We start from the raw sequence: 25,776 nt of genomic DNA on the forward strand, positions 1-25,776 counted from the left end.
GACTTCGCGGACGGCAGATGGAGCGTGACGTTCTCATTTGTATCACCAAGTTTCTAAACACCTTCATCATCTGAGAGTGATGGGTAGCAGATACTTACGTTGGTGGCCATTCAGCTTAAAAAGGATGAGGGCTACCCACACTTTCGTAGGTAGCCCTCATCCTCTATTCTCTGTAACCTGCTCTTACTTCCAATCAGGCATCGTAGCGTTGTCGAACAGCTTTACCCGATTCCGGCCGTTCAAGTCAACCGTAAAAATCTCGGGTACCGATTGAGTCACGTTGTTTACCTGCACAAATATTATCCGGGCCCCATCAGGTGAGTAGCGCGGGAATATGTCGTTGAAGCCAGCGGGTTTGGTGGAGTTAGTAGTGCCGCCCGAGCCAGCTGATACGTCTACTAAGCCGCTACCATCGAGGTTCTGCGTGAAAATGTGCGCGTTGAGCTGCCGGCCGTTGCCGTCGTTGAATGCGTCTAAGTCGCGGGTGTACACAATGCGCTGCCCATCGACGCTGAAGGAAGGTGAATCGAGCCGGCCGGGTACGTTGCCGATCAGCTGCATGAAGTTCGAGCCGTCGGCATTGAGCAGGTAGAACTCCGAATCGTAAATGCTTACGCCTACTGTCTGCACCACAATGCGGTTGCCCTGCCCCGTCCAATCCACCTCCCGGAAATGCCGCTCAGCCGGAGCCGTAGCCAGCAGTACCAGGCCAGTACCGTCGCGGTTGATGCGGTAGAGCTTGTTGAAGCTGCTGTAGATTAGCTGTCCCCCATCGGGCGACCAGCTGTAGCCGACTCCCTGGTTGAAGTAGCCATCTACGGGTTGCAGTGTTACCTGTCGCACATCAGAACCGTCGCGGTTCATGGTGTAGAGCTGAAACTGGCCCGTAGCATTGGAGGTATACGCTATCCGGTCGCGGTTGGGGCTGAGCCGGGGGTTGGCTTCCACGAAGGCCGAGGTAGTGAGGCGCGTTAGTGTAGTGCCGGTTTCGTTGCTGGAATATATGTCGGTGTTACCATTTTCAGTGCGCGCAAAGAGGTAGCGGTTGTCGGGCTGCGGACCAGTCCGGAAGCTCCATAGTGGCGAACGGGCCGAGCTTCCGCCAGCGTTGCGCACTGTTACCTGCCAGAAGTACGTGGTGTTATAGTTTAGCTGCTTGGCCACCACCGTAGTATCACGGCTATTAGTGAGCAGATTGCGCGCAACGCCATTGGTGCCCTGGTACAACACTACATCGTAGCGCAGTGAATCGCCTCTGCTCGTTCCGGCTGCCGGATGCCACTCCAGCTTCACATCTGGTCCGGGAACTGTGGCTTGGTCGGCAGGCGCGGGCCGTACCGGTGGAGCAGGTGGCGTGGTCGACAGGTTTTTCTCCAGTACAATAGCCACCGCTACGACGGCTTCGTTCTCTACGGTTACTGCTACCGTCACCGAGCGATAATCGACCTTGGTTGCTACAATGGTCAGGCGGCCGGTAGGTACACCCGTCAGTTCGAAATTTCCTTGGGCATCGGTTACCACCGAGGACGTGGCGGGCGTTGAGGTGATAGAAGCATTAGCCAGGGGTTGATTATTACGGGCGTCGCGCACAGTGCCAGTCACCTTGCCAAACAGCACGGGCTCAACCGGATTATCCTCGCAGCTCGTGAGCCACAGCGTAGAAATAACTAACAGCAGCCACAGCGTTCGGGAGCGGATGGAAAGTAACATGGGTGGGAGGATAATGCAATGAGAAACGGAGGGGACTTGTATACTGCGCCGGCAATTGGGTACCGACAGGATGAGGCGTGTTTAAAACTACTTACTTCCAGGCTCATGCCGTACAGAATCCTGCGCCAACAAAATATTATGCGCGTCGAAGACGCGTAAATGGCCAATGTAAGTGCTTTGCCCATCAATATTTACCCGCGTACTGGACAGTAAAACCGATTGACCAGGGGCCAACTCGAATTCACCACCCTGCTGACTGGTTGAGCGCCCACCAGCTGACTGGCGCTCCAGGGTCATCTCGTATCTGAACGAGGCTACTTTTTTTATCAGACTAGTGCAGTTGCCGGTCATTTCCAACGTATTGCCGTGGGGTACAACCTGCAACCAAGCCCGGCAAGGCGGATCGGATTCAGCTTGGCTGACTCCGAGCAACGCGGCCCAGCTAGCCAAAAAAAACAAGGCAGTGTACATAGCGGTTTAGCATTTTTTGTTTACGCCAAATATACCTTTTTTTAGAAACATAGTACCATTCAAATTCGATTATTTATAGGACTCCTGCAACCAGTATTCCAAACACACAAACACCCGCCACTTTGGGAGGGCGGGTGTTTGCCAACATAAGTCGGACAGAGCGCAACGATCAGCTATTGTGCTACTGACCGATTCGGCCATTCTGAATAGAGAGTTTAATGCCGTTGCCGAGCATCTCTACCTCATAGCGCGCAGGAGGCAACGATTCGGAATTGGCTTGTCGCAACTCATTTTTATTTCCAAGCTGTAACACTTTTAAATCAGTGCCACTTCTGGTCTCGCTGACGTCAATGGTGTTCTTATTACCAATCTGGTTGAGTAAGGTCTTATTGTTGTCGCCAGTTACTTCTCTTGTCGCCTTATTTCCATATCCTTTCTGATTTATGGTAGTAGTATTACCGCTACCATTCTGAGTAAGGTATGCCTCATTGGAGAAGCCCACTTGCGTAATGTATGCTTGGTTGAGTAGAGTACCTGGGTTGTTCTGTCTGGCCTCGGCTATGTTGGAGCTACCCAACTGCACCAGTTTTGCCAGGTTCTGAGCGTTGCTCGGCAACGGCACAGGTAATCGTTCGAGAGCAGACAGGCCAAGATCCTCGGCTAGACGCTGGGCGGCGCTATTGGCCTCACTCTGGCCTTCCTGTTGCGCCTGCGCCCCATTGGCCCAACCCAGCAAACAGGCCACCAGGCCGGCAGATGCGAAAAAACGGAGCTTTTTCATAGGAGTGGAAGTTACGCAAAGTCCGATGGATTGCCTGCTGAACAATAACAGGTATTGGCCGGGCTCTTTCTCCGGCGAGAGAAGAGGCCCGGCCGTTACTACCTGCCGTGCAGATTTACTTTGCTACACCCGAAGGCTTAGCGACGCTGCATCACCAGAGCCTGGTTGTTATTGCCGCCTTGTTCGATGCAGCTGCGCTGGTCATTGAGCGTAGAGATTACGTTGGCAGTGCCGCCTTGCATGGTTACAGCCGTGTTGTTATTGCCTACCTGCAACTGCGTAGCTTTGCTGAAGTTCACGCGCTGGGTAATGCTACCGCTGTTGTTTGTGCCGTTCTGATCCTGCGAGGCAGTGTTACTGTTACCGTAGGTTTTGATGTCGGCATTGTTGTCATTACCCTGCTGGCGTTGCTGGGCCCAGTTGTCGTTACCGTTCTGGGAGGAGCCAGGATCAAAAGAACCAGTAACCTGATCGACGTTGATACCTGCCTTGTTGTTTTCGCCGGTCTGAAACTGCAGTGTAGTGTTCCGCGAACCCCAAACTACAGCATTAGCTTGGTTGTTTTTACCGCTCTGAGCCTGCAGGCCGTAGTTATCGTTGCCTTCCCGCTGATATAGCGCAGCACGGTTGCCCGAGCCTATTTGATCAACTACAGCCCGGTTGAAGCTTCCGAGGTCTTTGGATGGAGCACCTGGAGCTTGTCCTTGCACTACTACTGAGCAGTTATCAATGAGAGCTGGCGAAGGGAGCGAATTCAGGTTGTTCTGCTCAGCTGCACGAATCAGTGGCGCAGCAGGCTCGCAGCCTATGCAGGCGTTGATTGGGCGGAAGGTTTCGCGGGTACCCGACTGGGCGTAAGCGGAGCTGGCGAACAGGACGGCAGCAGCGGCGAGGAGTTGTACTTTTTTCATGGTAGTGGGGGAAAAGAGTGAAAAAAATAAGAGAAAAATTTCAAGGTGAGAGCCGGATACACAAAAGGAACTATTTCCTTTTTAGATTATCCTTGCCCTTTGATTGAGACAAATATAAATAAGAATAATCAACTTGCAAGAAGCACGAATAAAATTTAGTTATATTTTTACATCATAATATGATATTTATTAGATCAGGTTTATCTACTCGTATCCTATGTGTCTCATAATCAACAACAAGACGATATAGTTTAATAAAATATTTTTTTAGTTATATTTTATATGTATAAAATATTTTCCCACTAGCGCTAGCATGTTGAAGGCTCCTTCTTACCATAACAACCTACTGGTCAGCAAATTAAAATCAATAAACCTATCTACCAACACTCCATATATAGGAGGCTCTTCGGCTGTAGTTTCCGAAGTAGTGAGATAAGAAGGTTGGTATGCTAAGTAGCACAGCGAGTTGGAAACACCTTTTATAGCTAGCGCCCTCTGATAACACCTCGGGAGGTGCCATCAGAGGGCGCTTTTGGTCCGTTGCTTTGTATTGGGCTCCAGCAGCACTTGTACCATTGCTGCCTATCCCGGTTCGTCGGCTGGCTTTGCCCTTACTATTGAAGGATATGCGCTTTGCTACTTACGAATCCGGAATGTTTATGTAGCACTGATGCGAGGGAAAGACGCAGTAACGCTTATTCCTATGAAGAGCTATGCAGGGCCTTTGCTGAAGATTGCTATGTCACGTCATTCGAGTCTGTTTGTGCCTTTATTACAACAATATGGTTTCGCCCAGGCAGTGCAGCCACGAACAACCATCCTGTAAAAGCACTGTTGCCGCTACTAGTGGCGGCAACAGTGCTTTTACAGGATGGTTATTTGGCCGCCGGGCTTTTTCGGCGGGCGCTTAGTTGGTAGGTGATACCAAGCCGGACCCCGACACTATTGTCGTTGTAGCGCCCAACATCAGCGCCGTCAATGTCGTCGCGCAGAAACAGGCGGCTATCCACTCCACCAATCATGCTCCAGTTTAAGCTGAATTGATACTCGAGACCGGCACCGGCCGAAACATGAGGTGTAAACCGACTGGACGCTCCAACCGTGGACAGACTGTTGCCACTGGTAGTTACACCACCACCCAACTGAAGGTAGGGCGTAAAGCGGTCGGTAGGCAACACGCGCATCATCACGCCTGCTTCGGTAAAGTAGAATTTCTGATCGAAAAACTGGCGGGCGGCCAGTCGGCTCTGCCCAACAGCAACGTAGGGGTTGAGAAAACCGCCTGCGGGCTGATATGCCACCTGCAACTGCGTAATAGCCGTAATGCGGGGCGAGGCAAAGTCGCCGGCGTAGCGCTGGCCCCCGGCCGAAACGGTGGCCAGCAGCGCCTTCTTGCGGTCCAGCACCTGCCGGCCCAGTACATCGTAGAACTTGCCGTATTCCCGCTCGCTTACGTACTGCAGCATTTTGGGGCCCGTAGCTTCGGTTGAGTCCTTGGGGAGCCAGAGCCCATCCTGAATACCTTCGTAAATTAGGGCCTGTACGGCTTTTTCGATGGCCTCTTTAATCGCCATTTCACTTGGCTCATTATAGGTGAAGCCTGTTTCGGCTTCCATCAGGCGCTTAAAACTAACGAAGCGGAACAGGCTGCCCTGAATTTGCTGCGACAGAATGGTTTTGGAAGTGTACACGGTGCGCAGAATGCGGCCATTGCTGGTGCTGATGGCCCGTAGATACACCGTCACGCGGTCTTGGCGATACTGGCCTGAGGCGCCAGTGCCAAAGTAGCGTAGCCCGGCTCCACCGGTTAGCATGTTGGCATCGTAGGAAATTATACCACCCTCCAACATCACGCCCGCGAACAAAAGGGGCGGCAGTACGGGCTGCTTCACACCGGTCTGCTCGGTGAACTCGGCACGGGTGGAGCGAATAATTTTACGCTCGTTCAGCAGGTTGCCCAGGTTTTCGCGCTCGATGGGATCAAACCAGCCCGACTCTTCGAGCGCCCGCAGCAAAATGGTAGTTGTGCCCTGGGTAATAGCTGTCGAGAAGCTGGAACCATTGGCTTGAGGCTTATACTGGCCAGTCTGGTCGCGAAATTTATACACCGCTACCACTGTGCGGGACTTAGCCGCCGGCAGCCTGAGCATATCAGCGTTACCATTCACCTCGGCTCCCATTCGGGCCCGCTCGGGACTGAATGGCTGATGAAAATAGGGGCTGCAGGCAGCCAGCAGTATTCCGGTCAGCAAGCACAAGGCATAGGCAAAGGAACGTGCGGTAGCAGTATTCATAGACAGGCAGCGACTATTGTCGAAGGGAAGAAGAGAGGAAGAAACGCTGGGAACACATAAGGCAGGCAGCCGGGCCCTGAGGCCCGACACCGACACTTCGCCAACTGGCTAAGGCAGATTGGGAATGGTGACAGTGGTCTGGTTGCCGGTGGCGGGGTCAGAAATAACAATGACAACGCCATTGGAACCAGGCGTTACCTGGATCTGGTAGCCACCCACCGCGTAGCTACCGGCCTTTACCGTGCCACGGCCAAACTGGTCGCTGATGAAGCGGTCAGTAAGCTGACTCAGGATCTGGCGGTTGAGGTTAGCAGTAAAATTCGTGAGCGGATCCTCTACAGTCCGGGCCTGAGCGGCGTCGGGGTCTTTAAAGGTATCCTGGGCAGTGGCTGCGCTCAGTAGAGACGAGTAGTTGAATGGATTACCCCCGAAGTTGGGGTTGACAGGTTCGTATATAAAATCCTGGGCGCTGGCAGCTGGTGCAGCTACCAAGGCCAGCAGCAGCGCGAGAAAAGAGCAGTACAAGTATTTCATGGTGGAACAGGTTAGGAGGGAAGACGGGAGAGGTAGGGCAGGACAGTGCTAATAAACTTCCAGAGGCTGGCTGTTGCCCTGTTCCAGTTCGTTGCCCAGACGGTTGTTTTCGATGAGGTGCTGCGTGACAGTCCCCACAGCTTCGCTGGCAGCAGCTTCAATGTATTCCTCATTCGGCTGGAGCGGCATTTCGAGCAAATCGGTGTTGTTGACGGCTACCGTAACCAGAATACTGGTGCTCCGGGCCGGCTTCTCGGTAATGGTTACCACGTAGTCGCCCGAGCCGGCCGGAGCCTCGAACGTGTTGAAAAACAGGCTATAGAAGTCACGCCCCAATTTAGTAATGGTTTCATCAACGATGAGGCCGTCGACTTCAAACCCACGCTGGAATTTTCCGGTATTGGTCGAGTCGGCCGTTACCTGGAGTAGTAGCCGCAGGGCTTCCTCCAGCTGTTTGGGGGTAAGTGGGTTTGCTTTGCTTTCGTTGGTAGGGGCCTGGGCCGGAGCGGGGCTGCCCTGCTGCTTCACGCGGGCCGGCGGCTGCCGTACGCCCTGCGCCAGAGCGGCCGGAGCCAGCAGCAACAGGCATGGCAACAGCCAACAGCCCCATCTTCGCCAGAAATCAGCCGAATATATCATAGCACCGCCCGAGCATAAGAGCAACAAGCGCAAGGGCCAAACCACCTGGTTCTCCCTTTCGGTGCCTAAATATAAGTATTTACTATATGAATATGACTAATTTTGTTTAGCGTTAGAATGCACTTTATAAACTCCTACTCCCACAGCGGATAATGCTCCAAATTCACTTCCTGGCCGAAGAAAATGCGGGTGCTCTCCTCGAATGAGCGGGTAAAATCAGATACGTAGAAGTGGTGGCGGGGCGGCGCGGCAACCGCGGGAGCTAGTAGCTGCCGACTTTCCAGGTATTGCCGCACATGCTGGGCCACCACGTCGGAGGCGTCGAGCACTTCGGTGCGGCCCTGGTAGAATTCGGCAATCTGCTCCTTTATAAGGGGGTAGTGCGTGCAGGCCAGCACCAGCGCCTCCACCCCTTCCAGCGCGGGGTTGGAGAGGTAGGTTTCAATGACGTTACTGGCAATGGTGTCATTAAAGAAACCTTCCTCAATCATGGGAGCCAGCAGCGGGGTGGCCAGGCTACGTAAATCTACGCCGGCGTCGAGGTCGTCAACCTTCTTCTTATATACGTTGCTATTTACCGTTTGCTTGGTGCCAATCAGGCCCACCGTGCGGCCCGCGTACTGCCGCCCGACGTGCGCCACAATGGGGTCGATAACATTCAATACCTGGGCCTTGGACCCCACGTACTCGCGCACCAGCTCGTAGGCGGCCGCCGAGGCCGAGTTGCAGGCAATAAGAATAACCTTGCATTGCTGGCGTAGCAACAAGTCGCAGATCTTCACGGCGTAGGCCTGGATGGCAGCCGTACTTTTGTCGCCGTAGGGCAAGTGGGCCGTGTCGCCGAAGTATACCAGCCGCTCATGGGGTAGCACCTGGGCCACGGCCCGCGCCACCGTCAGGCCGCCAATGCCGCTGTCGAATACGCCAATGGGTCGGGTGGCTAAGTCGGGGGGAGAGGTCGGAAGTTTCATGGATGGCGAAGGTAAGGAGCAGCTCTTGGCTTTTCGAAGACCCTTTTTGCAGCTTATTTTCTAGAAATGGAAAAATAAGCTGCAAATACCTTCCCTCCTACCCGCTCAACCGCCCATCGGCCATGTAGCGCAGTTCGCCCAGCTCTACCAGGTCGCGCAGTAGGGCCGTGATGGCGGAGGCTTGGCCGGGAGCGTAATGGGTGAGCACTTCGCGGGGCGTTTGGGGAGTGGCCTTCACTAGCTCCAGCAGCTGGGCGCGGAGCTCGGGCAGCGGGGTGGCTTCCTGGCGGGCTTTTTTACGGGCCAGGCAGAAGTCGCATACGCCGCAGGCAGGCGCGTCCAGCTCGCCGAAATACTCCAGTAGCAGCTGCTGGCGGCAGCGGCCTCCGGTGGCGTAGCGGATAACCGAGTCGGTTTTGTGGGTAGCCAGCTCGCGCTGCCGGGTCAGGCGCTTCTGGTCGAGCGGCAGCTTGTCGGCGTCGTGGCGCGGGGTGGTGAACAGGGCCTGGGGCGACTCGTGACGGGGCTGGAACTGAATGATGCCCGAGCGGTGCAGGAACACCAGCATCTTGCGCAGCTCCACCACGCTCAGGCGCAGGTACTGGGCCAAGCTGTTCTCCGAAATCCGCTGAAAACCGGCAAACAGCTCGCCCCCATGCAGGCGCAGCAGGCTCTTGATGAGCTGGTCGTGCTGCACGTTGGCCACCTGGAAGCGGTAGAGGTCGGTATGGTCGATGGGAATGTGAACCCGGGCGGGGTCGTTGACGGCTTCGTTGAGCTGCACAAACCCTTCGCGGGCCAACGTGCGCAGGCTGTTGTGGGCGTCGAGGGCCTTGATGCGGTAGGTTTCGGCAAACTGCTGCAAATCGAAATCGAAGGCCACCAGCTCGCCGCCGCCCACGGCCGTGCGCGAGAAGTTGGCCAGCGCCTGGTACACGCGGCGCACCGTATCAAGCGGCGGATAGCTCAGGCGAGTGCGGCGGCGCAGCTCGTCGGCGTCGGCGGGCCCGGTGAGCAGCACGGCAAAGGCGTATTTCTCGTCGCGGCCGGCACGGCCGGCTTCCTGATAGTAGGCTTCCAGGTTATCGGGAGCTTCCAGATGCACCACCAGGCGCACGTCGGGCTTGTCAATGCCCATACCGAACGCGTTGGTGGCCACAATGCAGCGGGTTTTATTCTGCATCCAGTCCTGTTGCACGCGGGTGCGCTGGTCGGAGGGCAAGCCGGCGTGGTAGGCGGCGGCCGACAGACGCTGCTGCTGCAGGTAGGCGGCGGCGTCTTCGGTCTGGCGACGGGTGCGGGCGTACACGATGCTCGTTTTGTCGGCTCCCACCCCGCGCACCACCTCCAGCATCCGCCGGAACTTATCCTCGGTTTCGAGCACCGAGTACGAGAGGTTGGGCCGGGCAAAGCTCTGCTGAAACACGCGGTGGGTGCTGCCAAAAACCAGCTTCTCCACAATATCCTGGCGCACCTGCTCAGTAGCAGTGGCCGTGAGGGCAATGCAAGGCACGCCCGGCAGCAGCTCGCGCAGCTCGGCAATGCGCAGGTAGGGCGGCCGGAAATCGTAGCCCCACTGCGACACGCAGTGCGCCTCGTCAATAGCCAGCAGACTCACCTTCATCTTCGCCACCCGAACCCGGAACATATCCGTCAGCAGGCGCTCGGGGCTCACGTACAGGAACTTCACCGGCCCGTACACGCAGTTGTCGAGGGTCTGGTCGATTTCCTGGTGGCTCATGCCGGCATACACAGCTTCAGCCTTCACGCCGCGCTGGCGCAGGTTTTCCACCTGGTCCTTCATCAGCGCAATCAGCGGCGACACCACCAGGCACAGTCCCGGCCGGCCAGCGCAGGCACCTGGAAGCAGATACTCTTGCCGCCGCCGGTGGGCAGCAGCGCCAGCGTGTCGTGCCCGGCCAGCACTGCCCGGATGATATCTTCCTGCAGCGGCCGAAACCGGGTATGCCCCCAGGTCTGGCGCAGTACGTGCAGAATATCGTCGGTAGCTTGCTCGGGCATGCGGCAAAGGTACACGACGGGCTTGTAGAGCTTAACAACTACGCCCTAACGCCTGCCTCCTGGGCTTCTTCCTCCCGTTCTTCCTGCTTACCCTCCTGAATCTTCTCCACAGCCTCCTGCTTGTCAGCCGCATCTGCTTCCTCGAGGTTCTTCTCCTGCTCCGCTTTATCCTGGGGCTCAAAGCTCAGCTTGATGTAGATGGGAAAGTGGTCGGAGCCCACGTAGGGCAGCCGCTCCATCTCATCAACTTTGAAGTGGGGCGAAACGAATACATGGTCGAGGGGCCAGCGCAACAGCTGGTATTCGGCGTGGAAAGTGGGCATCAGGCCGCGGCCCACCCGTGGGTCGAGCAGCCCGCTGATGCGCCGGAACAACTCGGAGGTGTGCGACCAGGCCACATCATTCATGTCACCAAACACAATGGTCGGCTCGTCGCGCTCTTCCAACTCGCGGCCTACCAGCAGTAGCTCGGCGTCGCGGCGGGTACTGGTTTCCGACTCGGCAGGAGCCGGGGGCTTGGGGTGCAGCCCGTACACGCGTACCCACGTACGGCCGTCGGGCAGCTGCACTTTGGTGTGCACGCTGGGCACGTCGTCGTCGATAAGGTATTTGATTTCGCAGCCGTCGAGGGGCAAGCGTGAGAAAAACAGCAGGCCGTAGGTGTTGTCGAGCGGCTCGTGGCAGGTGTAGGGGTGGGTTTTCTCCATGGGCTTCAGCTGCTGATGCCACCACTCGTCGGTTTCCACCGCCATAATAACATCAGCATCAGCCTCTTGCAGCACCTTCAAAGCCTTGTCGCTCTGCTTGTTGTACTGCAGCACGTTCATCATCACCAAACTCAGATGGCCTTCACCATCGGTGCGGGTACTATCACCTACATGTTTGCCGGCCAGCGGTGTATAGGGCAGAATTCGGAACGCCTGGTAGCCGGTAGCCAGCGCCACGCTCGCCAGCAGTGCCGGCATCCAGTAAGTGTCTGCGGCAGGTTGGTGCCAGCCCAGCAGCACGCCCGCCACCAGTACCAGTAGCAGCACGCCCACAATCTGCAAACGCGGAAAATCGAAAACACGAATCCACCAGATCGTCTGGCGCATCAGCGGCAGCAGGGTAGCAATAAGGGCGGCGGCAGCCAGCAGCAGCACCAAGGCCTGTGCCAGCGTGTGCCAGGTAAAATCGTCGAAGTGGGGCACTAGACAAGGAGTTGGGATAAGAAAGAAGCCATTTGGCTGCTCTCCGGACGTGGTGTAAAGCTGCAACAGGGCTTTACGCACCCACCGCCAAGGAGTTGTTTTCGCTAAAAGTAGGATTTTCCCCGTGTTCGTGCCACAAAGGCTCGTACCTTTGCCGGCCATACCCTGCCCGCACCTATGGATATTCTGCTTGCCACGTTTACTACTCTGTTCTCCGTGGTTAATCCGTTCGGGGCCATGCCGGTGTTTCTGTCCCTGACCGAAAGCGACACGCCGGCCGAGCGCGCCAACATCGGCCTGAAGGCCTGCCTGTCGGTGCTGGCGGTACTGTCGGTATCGTTTTTTGCGGGCCAGTATGTGCTCAACTTTTTCGGCATCAATATTCACCATTTGCGCATTGCGGGCGGCATCCTGCTTATGCGCTCGGCTTTCGATTTGCTCACACCCGGCGGCAACCGCAGCAAGGTATCGGAGGAAACCATTGAGGCCAGCCGCGAGAAGGACGATATTAGCTTCACGCCCCTGGCCATGCCCATGCTCTCGGGCCCCGGCGCTATTGCCGTCTGCATCAGCCTTTACACCAATAAGCTCACGTATTTTGATATGGGGCTTATTTTCGTCGGCTTCGTGCTGGTGGCACTGGCCGTCTATATCATCCTCATGTCGTCGTTGCGGCTCACGCGCTTCCTGGGCCGGCCGGGCCTGGCGGCGCTGGCCCGCATCATGGGCTTCATCACGCTGGCCATCGGCGTAAACTTCATCATGACGGCCATCAAGGCCCTGTTTGTTTCTTAGCGGTTAGCTATTAGTTGATAGCTTTTGCTCCAAATACAGCCTTGCTGAATTCATTGAACGAGAGCTATCAGTTGATAGCTCTCAGCTAACAGCTTAAAAACATGCTCAAAAACGACCTGCTCCTGCGTGCCGCCCGCGGCGAAGAAACCGAACGTACTCCTGTGTGGCTTATGCGCCAAGCGGGCCGCATTTTGCCCCAGTACCGCGCGCTGCGAGGCCGGCTCAGCGGCTTCAAGGAACTGGTAGAAACGCCCGAGCTGGCCGCCGAGGTCACTATCCAGCCTGTCGATGCGCTCGACGTGGACGCCGCCATCATCTTCTCCGATATTCTGGTAGTGCCCGAAGCCATGGGCCTGACCTACGAGATGGTGGAAGCCAAAGGTCCGCTGTTTCCTGAAACCATAAAAACGGCCGCTGATGTAGCCCGGATGCGTGTGGCTGACCCCGAGGAGCACCTGGGCTACGTACTCGAGGCGCTGCGCGTCACCAAGCGCGCGCTCAACGGCCGGGTACCGCTCATCGGCTTTGCCGGCGCCCCCTGGACTATTCTGGCCTACATGGTGGAGGGCCACGGCTCGAAAACCTTCAGCAAGGCTCGCGGGATGCTTTACCAGAACCCGGAACTGGCCCACGAGCTGCTGCGCAAAATCACGGCCACCACCATTGCCTACCTGCAGGCCCAGGTAACGGCCGGCGCCAACCTTATTCAGGTGTTCGACTCCTGGGCCGGCATCCTGCCGCCCGCGCATTATGCGGAGTTCAGCCAGCGCTACATTGCCGAAATCTGCGCCGCGCTGCCCAACGTGCCGGTTACCGTATTTGCTAAAGGCGCCTTCTGGGCCATGGAAGATTTTGCCGCCCTGCCCTGCCGCACGATAGGCCTCGACTGGAACCAGGACCCGCGCACCGTGCGCCCGCTGGTAGGCGACAAAACCCTACAGGGCAACCTCGACCCCTGCGCCCTCTACGGCACGCCTGCCCAAGTGCAGGCCGCCACCAAAGCCATGCTCGATAGGTTCGGCCCCCAGCGCCACATTGCCAACCTCGGCCACGGCGTCTATCCCGACACCAATCCCGATAATGTGAAGGTTTTCATTGAAACGGTGAAGGAGTACAGCACCAGAATGCGCGGCTAACGCAAGTTGCTTGTGAACAAATACTCCTTTTACACCAAGCCAACACCTCGAATCAGGCTGCGACATCCTTAAAACCAGCCTACGATCAAGCAGCGCAAACAGCGTGGCCAGACCAGCACTGTTACCAGCATTATCTATTTTACTCTCACCCGACTACTGCCGTGCAACTCTTGGATTCGCGTTTGGTACGCTGGGTGGCGCGAAACTGGTGGGGGCTACTGGCAACTGGCGTGGGGTTGGGCTTGCTGCCGCTGCTACTGCTGTGTTATTACAACCAGCCGTACTCCGATGATTTCTCGTTCACTTCAGATGTTGAAGCTTACGGGTTCTGGGGTGCCCAAAAGCAATTATTTACCAATTGGTCGGGCCGCTACTTTACCAATTGGCTGCAACTGGTCGGGAACCCATTAAACCACCGCTGGCTGCGAGGAGTACAGTTGACCGCCGTTATCGGCCAGCTGCTACGGATAGCAGTCCTGTATGCCGCGATACGCCTACTAACCGGGCGGCAGCTACGCTGCCGCGATGCCGGCCTGCTGGCGGCGGGCCTGGCGTTGGTTTACAGTAGCATAGTCCCTTCCACATTTTCGGCGCTTTACTATTTCACCGAAGTAGTGGTATACCATGTTCCAGCGTGGCTGCTGCTTTTGGTACCGCTCACCGTCGACCGTTTTCAGCGGGCCCAAAGCCGCGGGCAACGGCTTACCTGGGGCCTGCTGTGCGGGTTGGGCACGGTCGCCGTTGCCGGTTCCAATGAACTGACTATCATACTATTATTCTTAATAATAGCACTAGGAACCGGGCTGAGCCTATGGCGCCGGCAGTGGGCCAGCGCCCGCGTGTGGGTGGCACTGGGAACTTTGCTGGCTGTTGCCGGCGCGGTAGCAGTTTTCGCCCCCGGTAACGTTTCGCGTTTGACCCTGGACAACTCCTTGCGGCCGATAAGCTCCTTTTGGGAAGGGCTGGCCCGCGTGAATGTCCTACTGCGCTATTTATTCACCAGCCCTGCTTTCCTTGTGATTCCGGCCTTCGTATTGCTATTGCGCCCAATAGCGGCCCAGGTAGCGCCGGCCCGGCCGCCGGGCCTGCGAATACCGCTGCTGCTCAGTGCGGCGGTACTCATAGCTGGCGTGGTGTTGGGCACACTACCTTACGCCCTGACGTGGTCACGCGTACCACTCATTCCGCGGGCGACTAACATCATACTGTGGTGGTGGCTACTGGGGTGGCTAGTTGCCGGCTGGGCCAGCCTGCCAGCTCTCCCCACGGTAATCATGCCCTTACCGGCCGCGATACGCGGGCTGGTAGGCGGCGTGCTGTTCATAATAGTGTTTACGGCCAGCAGCCACGCCTACCTGGACTTACGGTACGAAGCGCCGGCATTTGCCCGCCAATGGCAGTCTCGCTTCGCGGCGCTGCAACGGGCGGGCCGGGTGCCGCACGGCCAGCTAACGCTTCCGCCGCAGCCAACGCTCATCAACCGGCAGATAATTATGCCCCCTATCGGTATATCAGAAGATCCAGCTTACGGCATCAACACCCGGCTGGCGACGTGGTTCGGCCTCGATTCCGTGCGCGTTGCGGCCCCGCTTATTCTGCTCCGTTAAATTTTACTGAGCGCGCTTGCTAGCTCTGCAGCCGCCTTTGTCGCGGCCAAAATGGGTCTGCTCCCAGCAGCAACACTGCTTTCCCAACCAAGAAGCATCGACGGCGATGTTCAGCTTCCAATCGGTTGAAAGTTTACTGAACCTATTCCGTCTTTCGAGCACGTCGCGCATCAAGCGAGAATGCGGGCATGTTTCTACTCACTACCAGCTAAGCGCTACTTCATCCGCTTCGGTTAGCAGCTTCTGCTTCTCAATAGGCACCACGCCCACCTGCTCGCAAACGAGGCCGCCGCCCAGGTTGGCCAGCGCGGCAGTGGCCGCAACCGGCAGGCTCAGGGCCACGCACAGGGCGGCGATGCTGATAACCGTGTCGCCGGCACCCGATACGTCGGAGATAGTGCGCAGGTGAGCCGGCAAGTAGGTTTTCTGCCCGGCTTGCTGGGCAAATACGCCGTGTTCCGACAGCGTAACAAGCACCGTATCGGGCTGTAGCAGCTCGCGTAGCCGGGCCACGGCCGCCTCGAAACCGGCCCGGTCGGTGGTCGGGTCGCCGAATTCGAGCTTGAGGCCCTCGCGCAACTCCTTCAGATTGGGTTTGAACAGGGTGCAGTGCTGGTAAGCCAGAAAGTTCTTCTTCTTGGGGTCGACCACCGTGGGCACGCCCCGCTCGCGGGCCAGGCCGATGAAGTGGCGGATGTTGTTTTCGGTGAGCACGCCCTTGTCGTAATCCTCGAAAATCACCACATCAGCCCGCGTTAGCAGCTGCACGAAACGGGCCGTCAGGGCTTCGTTTTCGGTGGCGTCGAGGTCGGTTTCCACTTCCGAGTCGATGCGCAGCAGCTGCTGGCCCTGGGCCAGGATACGCTGCTTAACCGTAGTGGGGCGGGTGCCGGAGCGCACGATTCCCTCGGCCGATAGCCCGTTTATTGCCAGCCTTTCCAGCAGCTGGTCGCCGCCCGTGTCTTCTCCAATCAGGGCGCACAGCAGCGGCGTGGCCCCCAGCGCCTGCACGTTGAGCGCCACGTTGGCGGCCCCGCCCAGGCGCTGCTCAGTGCGGCTCACGTTCACGACCGGCACCGGAGCCTCGGGCGAGAGCCGCACCGAGCGGCCCCACACGTAGGCGTCGAGCATCACATCGCCCACGATAAGCACGGTCAGCTGGTTGAAAGCGGCAAACAAGTCGGGCAGCGAGGCGGGCGGCAGGGCAGTAGCGGGCATCAAAAACAGAATCTGGTAAGAAGCCGCAAAGATAGGCTGTAGCGCGAAGCTCCAGCTTCGCGTATCGTTGAACGGTGTCCTTTGGGAGTCAGCAATGACACGCGAAGCTGGAGCTTCGCGCTACAGCCTCACTTCAGCTTGGCCAACGAAACCTTGATCCGCTCGAAAGCCTCGCGGAGCTTATCATCGGCGGCGGCAGTACTGAAGCGCAGGCAGTCGGGGGCTCCGAAGGCGGCCCCATCGACGGCGGCCACGTGGGCATCGTTGAGCAGATACATGGCCAGGTCGGCGGCCGTAGCAATGGTTTCGCCGGTGGCTGTGGTGCGGCCGAAGCAGCCGCTTACCTCGGGGAACAGGTAGAAGGCGCCGCTGGGTACGTTGGTGCGGAAGCCAGGAATATCCTTCACCAACTCCAGCACCAGGTCGCGGCGGCGGCGGTAAGCGGCTACCATTTCGTCGGCTGAGGCGCGGCCGCCCTCCAGGGCCGCAATGCTGGCTCGTTGGGCAATCGAGCAGGTGCCGGAGGTAATCTGGCTCTGGATTTTCTCGCAGGCGGCGGCAATTTCGCGCCGGGCGGCCAGGTAGCCCACCCGCCAGCCGGTCATGGCGTACCCCTTCGAGAAGCCGTTGACGGTAATCACCTGGTCTTTTACCTCCTCAAACTGCGCCAGGCTCACGTGCTCACCCACGAAGTTGATGTATTCGTAAATTTCGTCGGCCAGCACATGAATGTGGGGATGGCGGGCCACCACGGCGGCCAGCGCGGCCAGCTCTTCGCGGCTGAAAACGGCCCCGGTGGGGTTGCAGGGCGAAGAATACATGATAAGCCGGGTGCGGGGCGTAATGGCAGCCTCCACCTGCGCGGCCGTCACCTTGTAGTCGTTTTCCAAGGCGCCAGTCAGCGGCACGCTCACGCCGTCGGCCAGCCGCACCATCTCCTCGTAGCTCACCCAATAAGGCGAAAACACCAGCACTTCATCGCCCGGATTAATCAAGCTGAGCACCACGTTGGCCAGCGCCTGCTTGGCGCCGGTGCTCACCACGATGTTCTCGGGCAGGTAGTCCAGCTGGTTGTCGCGCCGGAACTTGTCGCAGATAGCCTGCCGAAGCTCTGGGTAGCCAGGTACCGGCGTGTAGAAGGTGTAGCCCTCATCCAGCGCCTGCTTGGCGGCGTCCTTGATGTACTGGGGTGTCTGAAAATCAGGTTCTCCAAAGCTCAGGCTAATTACATCGACGCCCTCGGCCGCCAGCGCCCGGGCCTTCTTGGCCATGGCAATGGTTTGCGACTCCTGCATGGCATTGATGCGGTCGGAGAGAACAAGCGGGGCACGGTCGGTGGCAGCAGCTGCAGACATAATCGGGGCTTGATTTGGGTGGAAAGGTAAAGGTAGAACTGGCAAGCTAGAACGTCATGCTGAGCGAAGGCGGAGCCGGAGCCGAAGTATCTCTACCGCTTCGTTGCAACGCCAATCAGCCGACAGGTTTAGCATTGCGGTAGAGATGCTTCGGCTCCGCTCCGCCTTCGCTCAGCATGACACGTTCTTTCCTACTCCTCCCGGCCCAGCTGGCGCAGGCACTGGGCCATAATGCGCCAGTCGGTGGCGGGGTGGTAGTCTTTGGCGTAGAGCAGCTCCAGGCGGCGGCGGGTGGTTTCGGTGAGCGGGGCGGCGGCGCGCACGGCATCGGCGGGCGAGAGGATGGCGCGGGCCGCGGTTTGGGGCGCGGCGGCATGGCGCAGGCCCACCCAGGTGCGCGAGCCCACCAGCACCCGCAGGCAGTTGCGCAGGAAACCGGCTTTGCGCTGCGCAAACCACACCAGCACCGGGCTCAGCACCAACAGCAACAGGCTACTGAGGATGTCGAGCAGGCGCTTGTTGCGCACCTGTTCGGGGCGGAACAGGTTGAGTGTGATGTCGAGGGCGTAATAGTCGCCGGGCGAATCTTTACCGGAGCTGCCGATGATGTACTGGCTGCCGGGGGGCAGGATTTTGAAGGCTACCGGCGGGTGCTGGGGCAAGCCGGCCATCAGTCCGATAATCTGGCTGGCGGGCAGGTCGCGACCACAGAAAACCAGTTCATCGAGCCCGTAGATGCGGATAATGTCTTCCAGCTGACGCAATTCCCCCAGCAAATCGTCGGGCGGCGGCGCGGTAATTTCAGCGGCAGCCGAAACGGTGGCAGCGGGCTCAATGTAGCCGATGACGCGGGCCGGCACGGCGGCCTGCTCCAGCAGCTGGCGCACCCGGCGGCTTTCCTCGGCCGAGCCCACGATGCCCACGTTTTTCTGCTGACTCTCACTCAGGCCGAAGCGGCGGTAGCGCACGAAGTTGCCCGCCGCCCGGCGCAGCAGCAGCGCCGCCACGGCCCACACTCCGCCCAGCAGAATCAGGGCCTTCGAGAAGCGCCAGGCATCCAGAAAGTTACTCAGGGCCGAAATCAGCAGCGTGCCCACCACGATGCCGCGCACCAACCGTCCGGCCCGGAACGGCCGGTCGTAGGCCCCACTCAGGAAGGCGGAACCCAGCCACACGGCAATATAAGCGGGCACCGCCACCAGCATATACTGCTCGGGGTAGGGCTCGCGCACGTACTTGTGGTTCAGCTCCCAGTATGTTTTGAGCACGTACATGCCCGCGTAAATCAGGCCGGCGTCGAGCAGCACCGGGGCGGCGCGCAGCAGCAGCCGCTGGGCCACCGCCGCACCCGCCCGCAGCCAGATGGCCGCGTTTATCAGCACCGAAAACGTGCCCGCCCGCCCGGGAGCGAAGTGCTTGCGGGCAAAAATCACCATCGCCCGGTAAAATACGAACACGTAGTTGACGCTCGTGCGCTTCGTGCTCTCACCCTTATAGTGGATGATGCGGGTGCCGGGATAGTAGAAATTCTGCCAGCCGCCCTGCCTGAGCCGGTACGAGAGGTCGATGTCCTCGCCGTACATAAAGTAGTCCTCATCCAGCAGCCCCACCTCGGCCAACGCTGCTTGGCGCATGAGCATAAAGGCCCCGCTGAGCACCTCGATTTCGTGGGTTTCGTCGGGGCTGAGGAAGCCCAGGTGGTAGCGGCCGAAGCGCCGCGACTTCGGAAACAGCCGCGCCAGCCCGAATATCTTATAAAAGGCCACGGCCGGCGTGGGCAGGCCGCGCTTGCTTTCGGGCAGAAACCGGCCCTGTCCGTCGAGCATTTTCACGCCCAGCCCGCCGCAGCGCGGGTGCTGGTCCATGAACTCGCAACACAGCCGGAAGGTGTCTTCCTCCACCACCGTATCGGGGTTGAGCAGCAGCACGTATTCGCCCTTGGCTACGCGCAGGGCCTGGTTGTTAGCCTTCGCGAAGCCCGGGTTGTCGTGGTTGGCGATGAGGATAACCTCCGGAAACCGGGCCCGTACCATGGCCACCGAGCCGTCCACCGAGTTGTTATCGACCACAAATACCTCCAGCGGCCGGCCCAGCTTCTCGCCCGCCCGCCGCACCGACAGCAGCGCCTGCTCCAGAAAGTAGCAGACGTTGTAGTTGACGATAATGACGGACAGGGCAACTTCTTCGGGCGGCACGGAGCGGAGCGTCGGCGGTGAGGGCAGCGAAAGTTACGCAGAAGGGAGTTTGGAGGAAGGGATAAAAGGATGGGGGACGAAAGACTACATGTGAAGTCCTTCATCCCCCATCCTTTTATCCCTTATCCAATCAAAGCGCCTGGCGCTGGCGGTCGATAATGCTGCGGCCGAGGGTGATTTCGTCGGCGTACTCCAGCTCGCCGCCCATCGGGATGCCGCGGGCGATGGTGCTGAGATGCAGCTCGGGCTGGTCGCGCAGCTTGCGCGAGAGGTAAAAGGCCGTGGTGTCGCCTTCCATCGTGGGGCTGATGGCCAGGATTACTTCCCGGATTTCGGTGCCCTCGCGCGTGACGCGCTCCAGCAGCGAGTCGATGTTGAGGTCGCCGGGGCCAATGCCTTCAATGGGCGAAATGACGCCGCCCAGCACGTGGTACATGCCCTGATACTGGGCCGTGTTTTCGATGGCAATTACGTCGCGGATGTCGGACACCACGCACACCGTGCTCTGGTCGCGCAGGTGGTTGGCGCAAATGGCGCACTCGGCCGTGTCGGAAATATTGTGGCAAGTGTCGCAGTAGCGAATCTCGAAGCGCATTTTGGCCAGCGCCTCGGCCAGCGAGGCCGTGATATCGGTTTCGGCCTTCAGTAGGTGCAGGACCAGCCGCAGGGCCGTCTTCTTACCCACCCCCGGCAGCTTCGAGAGCTCCCCGACGGCGTTTTCAATTAGCTTGGAAGGAAACTCCATGTAGTTCGCTATTAGCTGAAATCTGTTAGCCTTTTTCGCCCTCTACTCCCGCAGAAAGCTATCAGCTATTAGCTGTCAGCTCAAATTAGAGTATGTCGGCCGAAATGCCACGGTCGTGGATGGCGGTGCACATGCCGGCCAACTCGTCGTAGCTGCCGTGCTTGACGGTGCACTGGCCTTTGTAATGGATAAGCAGCGTGCATTGCTCGGCCTGCTCGGGCTGGTGCCCGCACACGTCGACCAGGGTTTTGATAACGTGGTCGAAGGTATTATGGTCGTCGTTGTACACGATGAGGTCGCGCACATCAGTCGTCTTTTCCAGGAGCAGAACGTCCTCGTCGTACTCGATTAGCGGGTTGCTGTTCATGGCACAAAAATACGAAAAACCGGCCAGAAAACTGGCTACTACGCCCTTGGCAGCCGGGTATAACAGGGCGGCACGCCGATTCGTTTCCGGGTTCCGTAAAAGAGTATCGACGAAGCCTCCGCAGAGGTTTTGTGGCTCCTGCGAAGGCCTCGGCAACTTTTAATTCGTCAATTTTATTTTTTTAATTGAAACCAATGCCCGTTCCGTCCGCCGATTTCAAGCGCGCCCTCAAACAGCTTTCCGAGAAGGAAAAGGAAGCCCTGCTACTGCGGGCGGCCCGCCGCGACGCCGAGCTCTACGATACGCTCTGCTTCGAGTTGCTGCCCGACGTGGACGCGGCCACGGTGTACGAACAGGCCTCCGACCAAATACACGAGCTGTTTGCAGTGGGCGCTACCGGGCGGCTGCTCAACCGCAGCCTTACCAAAGCCCTGGGTAAGGCCGTGAAGGAAGTGGCCCGCGCCCGACGCATTACCAAGGACAAGCGTCTGGAAATCGACCTGAACCTGTACACGCTGCGCCACATTTTCGAGAACTACACCGGTCAGTTCGAAAGCCCCTATGCGGGCTTCTTTACGGCTACGGCCCGGTTGGCGGGCCGCACCACGCAGCTGGTACAGAAAAACCTGCACGAAGACCTCTGGCTCGAATACAAAGCCGACATCGACGACTTCCTGGCCCAACTGCATGCCCGCAGCAAGAGCCGCAGCCTCAAGTTCGAGCTACCCCGCGAGCTGGTATTGGCCGACTAATATCGGTTCGGTAAATGAGCCTGATTAGGCAGCTTATAAAAAGTTATATACTGAGCTAACAAAAAATATAAACTTTAGCATTCGCTAACAGAAAACCGTTCTGTTGCCTTATACATTTGGTTGGAATATCAAGGTGTGGTATTCTGATCCTATCATTCTCATCGTATTCATATGCGAAAACCCTTTACCCAAGTGGCGGCCGTTCTGTCGGCCGCCGTTTTGCTGTCTGGCTGCGCCGGTGGCTACCACGCCATCCAGCCCGAGCGAATTACCTCATACCAGCCGGCCGGCCCGGCCGGTGCTGCCGTGGATTTCAGCTACCGCTACAGCGCGCTACTTACCAACGGGGCCAACAAAAAGTACGTGAAGAAGGAGCGCAAGCGCGGCTACCAGATTGTGGCCGTACAACTGCGCAACAACACGGCTAACGAGTTCAACTTCTCCCGCGACTTGGAACTGACCTTCGGCGACCGGCCCATTCAGCCAGTTTCCTCCATGCAGGCATCTCAGGATCTGAAACAGGGTGTGGCCATTTATCTGCTGTATGTGCTGCTGAACTTCAATGTTGGCACCTACACTACTGTAAATGGCCAGATAACGGAAGATAATCGAACCTTCATTCCTACTGGTCCATTCATTGCCGGCGGCAACATGCTGGGGGCCAGTGCGGCCAACAAAAACATGCGCAACGAGCTGGCCCGCTACGACCTGACCAACAAGGTGCTGCAGCCCGGCGAAACCGTGTACGGCATCGTGGCCCTGCGCGAAACTAACGTGGCTCCTCTCAAGCTCACGCTTCGCAATAGCGCGGCCACCGCTCCGGCCACTGCTCCGGCCCCGGCGGTTGTGCCCAATGCCAGCGGGCAGTAAATTTTAGCTTAGGCACGCTACACAAAAGCCCGCAACAACCGTTGCGGGGCCTTTTGTGTAGCGTGCCTAAGCTCCGTAGCCTAAGCTCGAAGCACTACTTTACTTCTTGGCAATTACGTTGAAGCTGAGCGTGAACTCGTCCATGATGGCTTTGTCGCCAATGCTTTCGAAGAACGATTTGGAGCCGTACTTGATATCGAATTTGGTGCGGTCGATGACAGCCACGCCGGTAGCCGAGGCCACACCGCCCTTCACGCCGGTTTTGGCCGGGAAACTGATGCGCTGGGTGATGCCCTTTATGGTGAGGTCGCCGGCCACGGTGGAGTTGTTGCCCTTGGCGTCGCCCCGCAGCGGCGTGATGCTGGTAATGGTGAAGGTGGAGGTGGCGTTCTTGTCGATGCTGAAGAAATCATCGGAGCGCAGGTGGCCCATCAGCTTGCCGTTGGAGTCGGCATCCTTTATATCCTCCACTTTCAGCGAGTTCATATCAACGATAAACTTGCCGCCCACTACCTGGCTTCCGCGCACGGCAATGTTGCCGCTCTGGAACTGCATGGTACCGTTATGGGCGCCGGTTACTTTTTTACCTTCCCAGCCCAACGTGCTTAGCTGAGGCTGAAGCTCGAAGGCGGCCGAGGCGGCCGTTTTGGTCGAAGTGGCGTTGGTTTTTTTCTGGGCCGAGGCTGGGGCAGCAGCCAGCAGCGAGGCGGCCAGCAAGGCAGGCAGGAAGAACTTTTTCATGACAAAAAACAGAGAGGTAAAAAGAGTACGTGTGAGGCGGAAGACTACCGCTAGTCGCGGATTTTATCGAGCAGGCTACTAAGCTGGGCCGCTTCAGCAGGCGCAAGGTTCTGCACCCCGAACCGCTGGTCGTCCATGGCCGCATCGAGGCGAACGAGCAGTTCCAGACCGGCGTCGCTGATGCGGATATCGACGGCGCGGCGGTTGCTGGGGCACACGCAGCGCGTTACCAACTCCTTTGCCTCCAGCTTATCAACAATGCGCGAGGCGTTGCTGGTTTTGTCGAGCATGCGCTCGATAAGCAAGTTGACGGTGGCAGGCTTGGGGTGCTGGCCGCGCAGAATGCGCAGGATGTTGAACTGGGGCAGCGTGAGGCCGAACTGCTTGAAAAAGCCGCTTTGCTGCTGCTGCAGCCAGTTAGCCGTAAAAATCAGATTGACGTGCGCCTTCTGGTGGTCGTTGCGGAAAGCGGCCTGCTTGATTTCGTCCTCAATCTTCATGGGCAATGGAAAAGGCAGAACTGGCTGCAAATATATGTACATACATTTAATATCCAACCGCAGTTCCTCCCCTTGTTTGGGCAGGCGGGCAACAACCGGGCCGGCCAGCCCAACGCAACTATCGGAATGCCGTAAGTAGCTGCATTCTTCGACTTAACTTGCTACCCCATGAAAAAAATATTTTGCGCCCTACTGCTGACTCTGGCCGCCGCCCCGGCCCTGTACGCTCAGTCGCGGCCCGCTACCGAAGTAGCCGGCCCCGTTGAAACCTCACCCTCCGACCGTTTCATGCTCCAGAACGGCGAAGTTGTGCTCATGAAGGGCCAGCGCGCCACGACGCTCAGCAAGAACGTGTTGCTGAGAAACGGCACCAAAATCAACTACAAGAGCGGCATTGTGGAGTTGCCCGGCGGTAAAATCACCACGCTTAAAGCGGGCGACTACGTGCGGCCCAACGGCGACATCGTGTTTGGCTCGCCGGCTAGTGCCGCCCAAGCCCGTGGCGACAACTCGGTACCCACCACGGCCGAGTTCAGCACCTACACTGATCCGCGCCCGGCCCCCGGCAACGCCGCCGCCATGGAGACCCGCCTGAACGAGATGAACGACAAAATCGGACTCATGGCGCAGAAAATAGGTTTGCTCAACCAGAAAATCAGCCTGCTCAGCAGCGGTGGAAAAACCGCCGACACTTCGGCGCTGGACAGCCAGATTCAAGCCATTGATGCCAAGCTGAAGTAAGCAGAACGTCATTCAGAGCGAAGCGAAGAATCTCGCGTGCCGAAGTAATTTCCTACATCAGGATTACTTCGGTACGCGAGATTCTTCGCTTCGCTCTGAATGACGTTCTGCTTACGCTTTCTTCGCAGAGTCAACCAGCAGTCCGTTCTCCTCTCTCACCATCCCGAAGGGCTCGTCGCGTACAATTAGGAAGCCGTCGAGGTCGCACACGTCGGCCAGGGCGCTTATCTGCAGGGCCGACCAGATGCCGAGCGAGGTTTCGACCATGCAGCCGAGCATGGTTTGCAGGCCTTGGGCGCGGGTTTCCCGCAGTATGCGCAGGCCGTTGAGGTAGCCGCCGGCCTTCATCAGCTTCATGTTCACGCCATCGAACTGGCGGGCAATATCGGCGAAGTCAGCCCCGTCGGTTACCGACTCGTCGGCGAAAACGGGGCAGCCGAGTTGGCCTTTGAGGGCGCGGTAGTCGGCGGCGCAGGTGGCGGGCAGCGGCTGTTCGAGCAGGCGCACGCGCAGGCCGGGCAACCGCTCAATATGCTCCCAGCTTTGGCGCAGGCTATCGGTGTCGGGCCAGGCTTCGTTACCATCGATGATGAGCGGGTGGCCGGGCAGCAGGCGCGTTACCTCGCGCAGCAGGTCGAGGGCGCCGTCGCGATTCACTTTAATTTTCAGCAGCGAAAACCGGCTCAGGTCCTGCTCGCGCATAAAACCGGCTACCTCTCCCGGCTCCATGATGGGCAGCGTGGCAGCCGTGGGCACCGGCCCGGCCGGAGCAGGCACGCCCAGCAGATCGGGTACGGCCAGCCCCCGCCGGGCCGCCTCACGGTGTATAAAGGCCGACTCAAGGCCGAAGCGGAGTGCGGCGGCGGGTTGGTGTTGGGTCAGGAAATCGGTTAGCTCGGCCAGGGTTTCGCAGTGGCCCAGGCCAGCGGCCTGCAGCTGCGCAAACTCCTGTTGCAGGCCCTCGGGCGTTTCGTGGTAGCGAATGTTGGGAGCCGCCTCGCCACGGCCGGTGTAGCCACCGCCGGCCACTTGCAGCAGCAGGTTGGTTTTGGTGGTGGAGGCGTTGCGGGCAATTTTCCAGGTGAAGCGCAACGGTAGTGCAAGAGGCGTGAGCGTCCAGGTGAGCATGGGGCAGAACGGCCGGATGGTGGGCAAGCCGCGGTCGAAGCTAAGGGTTCGGCCGCGGTTCTCCGGCCGGGCCGCCTATATTTGTCGGATGCTGCTTTTGCGG

The 25,776-nt window shown here is 58.4% G+C and carries 25 protein-coding genes; 6 read left to right on the forward strand and 19 right to left on the reverse strand.

Annotated features, from left to right (window positions below):
- Nucleotides 1-183: 183 nt before the first annotated feature.
- The 11 genes from D0N36_RS06075 to D0N36_RS06120 all read right to left on the reverse strand — a co-directional run bounded on the left by D0N36_RS06075 (nt 184) and on the right by D0N36_RS06120 (nt 11,523).
- Nucleotides 184-1,710, reverse strand: coding sequence for a carboxypeptidase-like regulatory domain-containing protein (locus D0N36_RS06075; protein ID WP_116940517.1), 1,527 nt, complete (start codon nt 1,708-1,710; stop codon nt 184-186).
- Between the two features lie 87 nt (nt 1,711-1,797).
- On the reverse strand, nt 1,798-2,181 hold the full coding sequence (gene csgH / locus D0N36_RS06080) for a curli-like amyloid fiber formation chaperone CsgH (RefSeq protein ID WP_116940518.1): 384 nt from the start codon (nt 2,179-2,181) through the stop codon (nt 1,798-1,800).
- 181 nt (nt 2,182-2,362) lie between these two features.
- Complete coding sequence (locus D0N36_RS06085) at nt 2,363-2,962, reverse strand: hypothetical protein (protein WP_116940519.1); 600 nt, start codon at nt 2,960-2,962, stop codon at nt 2,363-2,365.
- A 137-nt stretch (nt 2,963-3,099) separates the two neighbouring features.
- Nucleotides 3,100-3,873, reverse strand: a complete 774-nt coding sequence (locus tag D0N36_RS06090) for a hypothetical protein (RefSeq protein ID WP_116940520.1) — start codon at nt 3,871-3,873, stop codon at nt 3,100-3,102.
- Between the two features lie 875 nt (nt 3,874-4,748).
- Nucleotides 4,749-6,167 (reverse strand): CsgG/HfaB family protein, encoded by a 1,419-nt coding sequence (locus D0N36_RS06095; protein WP_116940521.1) that lies wholly within the window; start codon nt 6,165-6,167, stop codon nt 4,749-4,751.
- A gap of 108 nt (nt 6,168-6,275) precedes the next feature.
- Nucleotides 6,276-6,701 carry a curli production assembly/transport component CsgF gene (locus D0N36_RS06100; RefSeq protein WP_116940522.1) on the reverse strand — a complete coding sequence of 142 codons (426 nt, stop codon included), beginning with the start codon at nt 6,699-6,701 and terminating at the stop codon, nt 6,276-6,278.
- Between the two features lie 48 nt (nt 6,702-6,749).
- On the reverse strand, nt 6,750-7,283 hold the full coding sequence (locus tag D0N36_RS06105; RefSeq protein ID WP_200793380.1) for a CsgE family curli-type amyloid fiber assembly protein: 534 nt from the start codon (nt 7,281-7,283) through the stop codon (nt 6,750-6,752).
- Between the two features lie 191 nt (nt 7,284-7,474).
- Nucleotides 7,475-8,311, reverse strand: coding sequence for a glutamate racemase (murI, locus tag D0N36_RS06110; RefSeq protein WP_116940524.1), 837 nt, complete (start codon nt 8,309-8,311; stop codon nt 7,475-7,477).
- Between the two features lie 97 nt (nt 8,312-8,408).
- Complete coding sequence (locus tag D0N36_RS06115) at nt 8,409-10,136, reverse strand: RecQ family ATP-dependent DNA helicase (RefSeq protein ID WP_242478818.1); 1,728 nt, start codon at nt 10,134-10,136, stop codon at nt 8,409-8,411.
- Nucleotides 10,124-10,333: a DEAD/DEAH box helicase gene (locus D0N36_RS19520; protein ID WP_242478819.1), complete on the reverse strand. Its 210-nt coding sequence runs from the start codon at nt 10,331-10,333 to the stop codon at nt 10,124-10,126. The genes D0N36_RS06115 and D0N36_RS19520 overlap by 13 nt, the downstream gene beginning before the upstream one ends.
- A gap of 38 nt (nt 10,334-10,371) precedes the next feature.
- Nucleotides 10,372-11,523 carry an endonuclease/exonuclease/phosphatase family protein gene (locus D0N36_RS06120; protein WP_190242544.1) on the reverse strand — a complete coding sequence of 384 codons (1,152 nt, stop codon included), beginning with the start codon at nt 11,521-11,523 and terminating at the stop codon, nt 10,372-10,374.
- Between the two features lie 177 nt (nt 11,524-11,700).
- On the opposite strand from D0N36_RS06120, the gene D0N36_RS06125 reads away from it, so the two are divergent.
- From D0N36_RS06125 to D0N36_RS06135, 3 genes are all read left to right on the forward strand, one after another.
- Complete coding sequence (locus D0N36_RS06125) at nt 11,701-12,318, forward strand: MarC family protein (protein WP_116940526.1); 618 nt, start codon at nt 11,701-11,703, stop codon at nt 12,316-12,318.
- A gap of 101 nt (nt 12,319-12,419) precedes the next feature.
- The gene (hemE, locus tag D0N36_RS06130; protein WP_116940527.1) at nt 12,420-13,454 is read left to right on the forward strand and encodes a uroporphyrinogen decarboxylase; all 1,035 of its coding nucleotides are present in this window, start codon (nt 12,420-12,422) and stop codon (nt 13,452-13,454) included.
- Nucleotides 13,455-13,615: 161 nt separating this feature from the next.
- Nucleotides 13,616-15,061 carry a DUF6056 family protein gene (locus D0N36_RS06135; RefSeq protein ID WP_116940528.1) on the forward strand — a complete coding sequence of 482 codons (1,446 nt, stop codon included), beginning with the start codon at nt 13,616-13,618 and terminating at the stop codon, nt 15,059-15,061.
- Between the two features lie 201 nt (nt 15,062-15,262).
- Here D0N36_RS06135 and D0N36_RS06140 read toward each other — a convergent pair whose 3' ends face one another.
- From D0N36_RS06140 to D0N36_RS06160, 5 genes are all read right to left on the reverse strand, one after another.
- The gene (locus tag D0N36_RS06140) at nt 15,263-16,279 is read right to left on the reverse strand and encodes a bifunctional heptose 7-phosphate kinase/heptose 1-phosphate adenyltransferase (RefSeq protein WP_116940529.1); all 1,017 of its coding nucleotides are present in this window, start codon (nt 16,277-16,279) and stop codon (nt 15,263-15,265) included.
- 128 nt (nt 16,280-16,407) lie between these two features.
- Nucleotides 16,408-17,634 (reverse strand): pyridoxal phosphate-dependent aminotransferase, encoded by a 1,227-nt coding sequence (locus tag D0N36_RS06145; RefSeq protein WP_116940530.1) that lies wholly within the window; start codon nt 17,632-17,634, stop codon nt 16,408-16,410.
- Between the two features lie 191 nt (nt 17,635-17,825).
- Nucleotides 17,826-19,829 (reverse strand): glycosyltransferase family 2 protein, encoded by a 2,004-nt coding sequence (locus D0N36_RS06150; protein WP_116940531.1) that lies wholly within the window; start codon nt 19,827-19,829, stop codon nt 17,826-17,828.
- 130 nt (nt 19,830-19,959) lie between these two features.
- Nucleotides 19,960-20,574: a recombination mediator RecR gene (gene recR, locus D0N36_RS06155; protein WP_116940532.1), complete on the reverse strand. Its 615-nt coding sequence runs from the start codon at nt 20,572-20,574 to the stop codon at nt 19,960-19,962.
- An 85-nt stretch (nt 20,575-20,659) separates the two neighbouring features.
- Nucleotides 20,660-20,941: an ATP-dependent Clp protease adaptor ClpS gene (locus tag D0N36_RS06160; protein WP_116940533.1), complete on the reverse strand. Its 282-nt coding sequence runs from the start codon at nt 20,939-20,941 to the stop codon at nt 20,660-20,662.
- A 194-nt stretch (nt 20,942-21,135) separates the two neighbouring features.
- On the opposite strand from D0N36_RS06160, the gene D0N36_RS06165 reads away from it, so the two are divergent.
- Both D0N36_RS06165 and D0N36_RS06170 read left to right on the forward strand, forming a co-directional pair.
- The gene (locus D0N36_RS06165; RefSeq protein WP_116940534.1) at nt 21,136-21,693 is read left to right on the forward strand and encodes a hypothetical protein; all 558 of its coding nucleotides are present in this window, start codon (nt 21,136-21,138) and stop codon (nt 21,691-21,693) included.
- A 171-nt stretch (nt 21,694-21,864) separates the two neighbouring features.
- Nucleotides 21,865-22,563 (forward strand): hypothetical protein, encoded by a 699-nt coding sequence (locus D0N36_RS06170; RefSeq protein ID WP_116940535.1) that lies wholly within the window; start codon nt 21,865-21,867, stop codon nt 22,561-22,563.
- A gap of 99 nt (nt 22,564-22,662) precedes the next feature.
- Here D0N36_RS06170 and D0N36_RS06175 read toward each other — a convergent pair whose 3' ends face one another.
- Together D0N36_RS06175 and D0N36_RS06180 are read right to left on the reverse strand one after the other, a co-directional pair.
- Nucleotides 22,663-23,304 (reverse strand): YceI family protein, encoded by a 642-nt coding sequence (locus tag D0N36_RS06175; protein ID WP_116940536.1) that lies wholly within the window; start codon nt 23,302-23,304, stop codon nt 22,663-22,665.
- A 50-nt stretch (nt 23,305-23,354) separates the two neighbouring features.
- Entirely contained in the window at nt 23,355-23,804 is a 450-nt protein-coding gene (locus D0N36_RS06180; RefSeq protein WP_116940537.1) for a MarR family winged helix-turn-helix transcriptional regulator, read from the reverse strand.
- Between the two features lie 168 nt (nt 23,805-23,972).
- Between D0N36_RS06180 and D0N36_RS06185 the strand changes: the two genes are divergently transcribed.
- The gene (locus D0N36_RS06185) at nt 23,973-24,545 is read left to right on the forward strand and encodes a DUF6799 domain-containing protein (protein ID WP_116940538.1); all 573 of its coding nucleotides are present in this window, start codon (nt 23,973-23,975) and stop codon (nt 24,543-24,545) included.
- A gap of 111 nt (nt 24,546-24,656) precedes the next feature.
- Here the strand turns inward: D0N36_RS06185 and D0N36_RS06190 are convergent, their stop codons facing one another.
- A complete protein-coding gene (locus tag D0N36_RS06190; protein ID WP_116940539.1) occupies nt 24,657-25,700 on the reverse strand; it encodes a dipeptide epimerase in 1,044 nt (347 codons plus the stop codon).
- Between the last annotated feature and the right edge of the window lie 76 nt (nt 25,701-25,776).

This window comes from Hymenobacter lapidiphilus, assembly GCF_003417065.2.
Taxonomy (GTDB): Bacteria; Bacteroidota; Bacteroidia; order Cytophagales; family Hymenobacteraceae; genus Hymenobacter.

Coding starts and splice junctions, on each gene's coding strand:
- recR (WP_116940532.1), bottom strand. CDS start 20,574: ATGGAGTTTCCTTCCAAGCTAATTGAAAACGCCGTCGGGGAGCTCTCG.
- csgH (WP_116940518.1), bottom strand. CDS start 2,181: ATGTACACTGCCTTGTTTTTTTTGGCTAGCTGGGCCGCGTTGCTCGGA.
- D0N36_RS06185 (WP_116940538.1), top strand. CDS start 23,973: ATGAAAAAAATATTTTGCGCCCTACTGCTGACTCTGGCCGCCGCCCCG.
- D0N36_RS06145 (WP_116940530.1), bottom strand. CDS start 17,634: ATGTCTGCAGCTGCTGCCACCGACCGTGCCCCGCTTGTTCTCTCCGAC.
- D0N36_RS06160 (WP_116940533.1), bottom strand. CDS start 20,941: ATGAACAGCAACCCGCTAATCGAGTACGACGAGGACGTTCTGCTCCTG.
- D0N36_RS06175 (WP_116940536.1), bottom strand. CDS start 23,304: ATGAAAAAGTTCTTCCTGCCTGCCTTGCTGGCCGCCTCGCTGCTGGCT.
- D0N36_RS06090 (WP_116940520.1), bottom strand. CDS start 3,873: ATGAAAAAAGTACAACTCCTCGCCGCTGCTGCCGTCCTGTTCGCCAGC.
- D0N36_RS19520 (WP_242478819.1), bottom strand. CDS start 10,333: ATGCCCGAGCAAGCTACCGACGATATTCTGCACGTACTGCGCCAGACC.
- D0N36_RS06075 (WP_116940517.1), bottom strand. CDS start 1,710: ATGTTACTTTCCATCCGCTCCCGAACGCTGTGGCTGCTGTTAGTTATT.
- D0N36_RS06140 (WP_116940529.1), bottom strand. CDS start 16,279: ATGCCCGCTACTGCCCTGCCGCCCGCCTCGCTGCCCGACTTGTTTGCC.
- hemE (WP_116940527.1), top strand. CDS start 12,420: ATGCTCAAAAACGACCTGCTCCTGCGTGCCGCCCGCGGCGAAGAAACC.
- D0N36_RS06095 (WP_116940521.1), bottom strand. CDS start 6,167: ATGAATACTGCTACCGCACGTTCCTTTGCCTATGCCTTGTGCTTGCTG.
- D0N36_RS06100 (WP_116940522.1), bottom strand. CDS start 6,701: ATGAAATACTTGTACTGCTCTTTTCTCGCGCTGCTGCTGGCCTTGGTA.
- D0N36_RS06170 (WP_116940535.1), top strand. CDS start 21,865: ATGCGAAAACCCTTTACCCAAGTGGCGGCCGTTCTGTCGGCCGCCGTT.
- D0N36_RS06085 (WP_116940519.1), bottom strand. CDS start 2,962: ATGAAAAAGCTCCGTTTTTTCGCATCTGCCGGCCTGGTGGCCTGTTTG.
- D0N36_RS06125 (WP_116940526.1), top strand. CDS start 11,701: ATGGATATTCTGCTTGCCACGTTTACTACTCTGTTCTCCGTGGTTAAT.
- D0N36_RS06165 (WP_116940534.1), top strand. CDS start 21,136: ATGCCCGTTCCGTCCGCCGATTTCAAGCGCGCCCTCAAACAGCTTTCC.
- murI (WP_116940524.1), bottom strand. CDS start 8,311: ATGAAACTTCCGACCTCTCCCCCCGACTTAGCCACCCGACCCATTGGC.
- D0N36_RS06180 (WP_116940537.1), bottom strand. CDS start 23,804: ATGAAGATTGAGGACGAAATCAAGCAGGCCGCTTTCCGCAACGACCAC.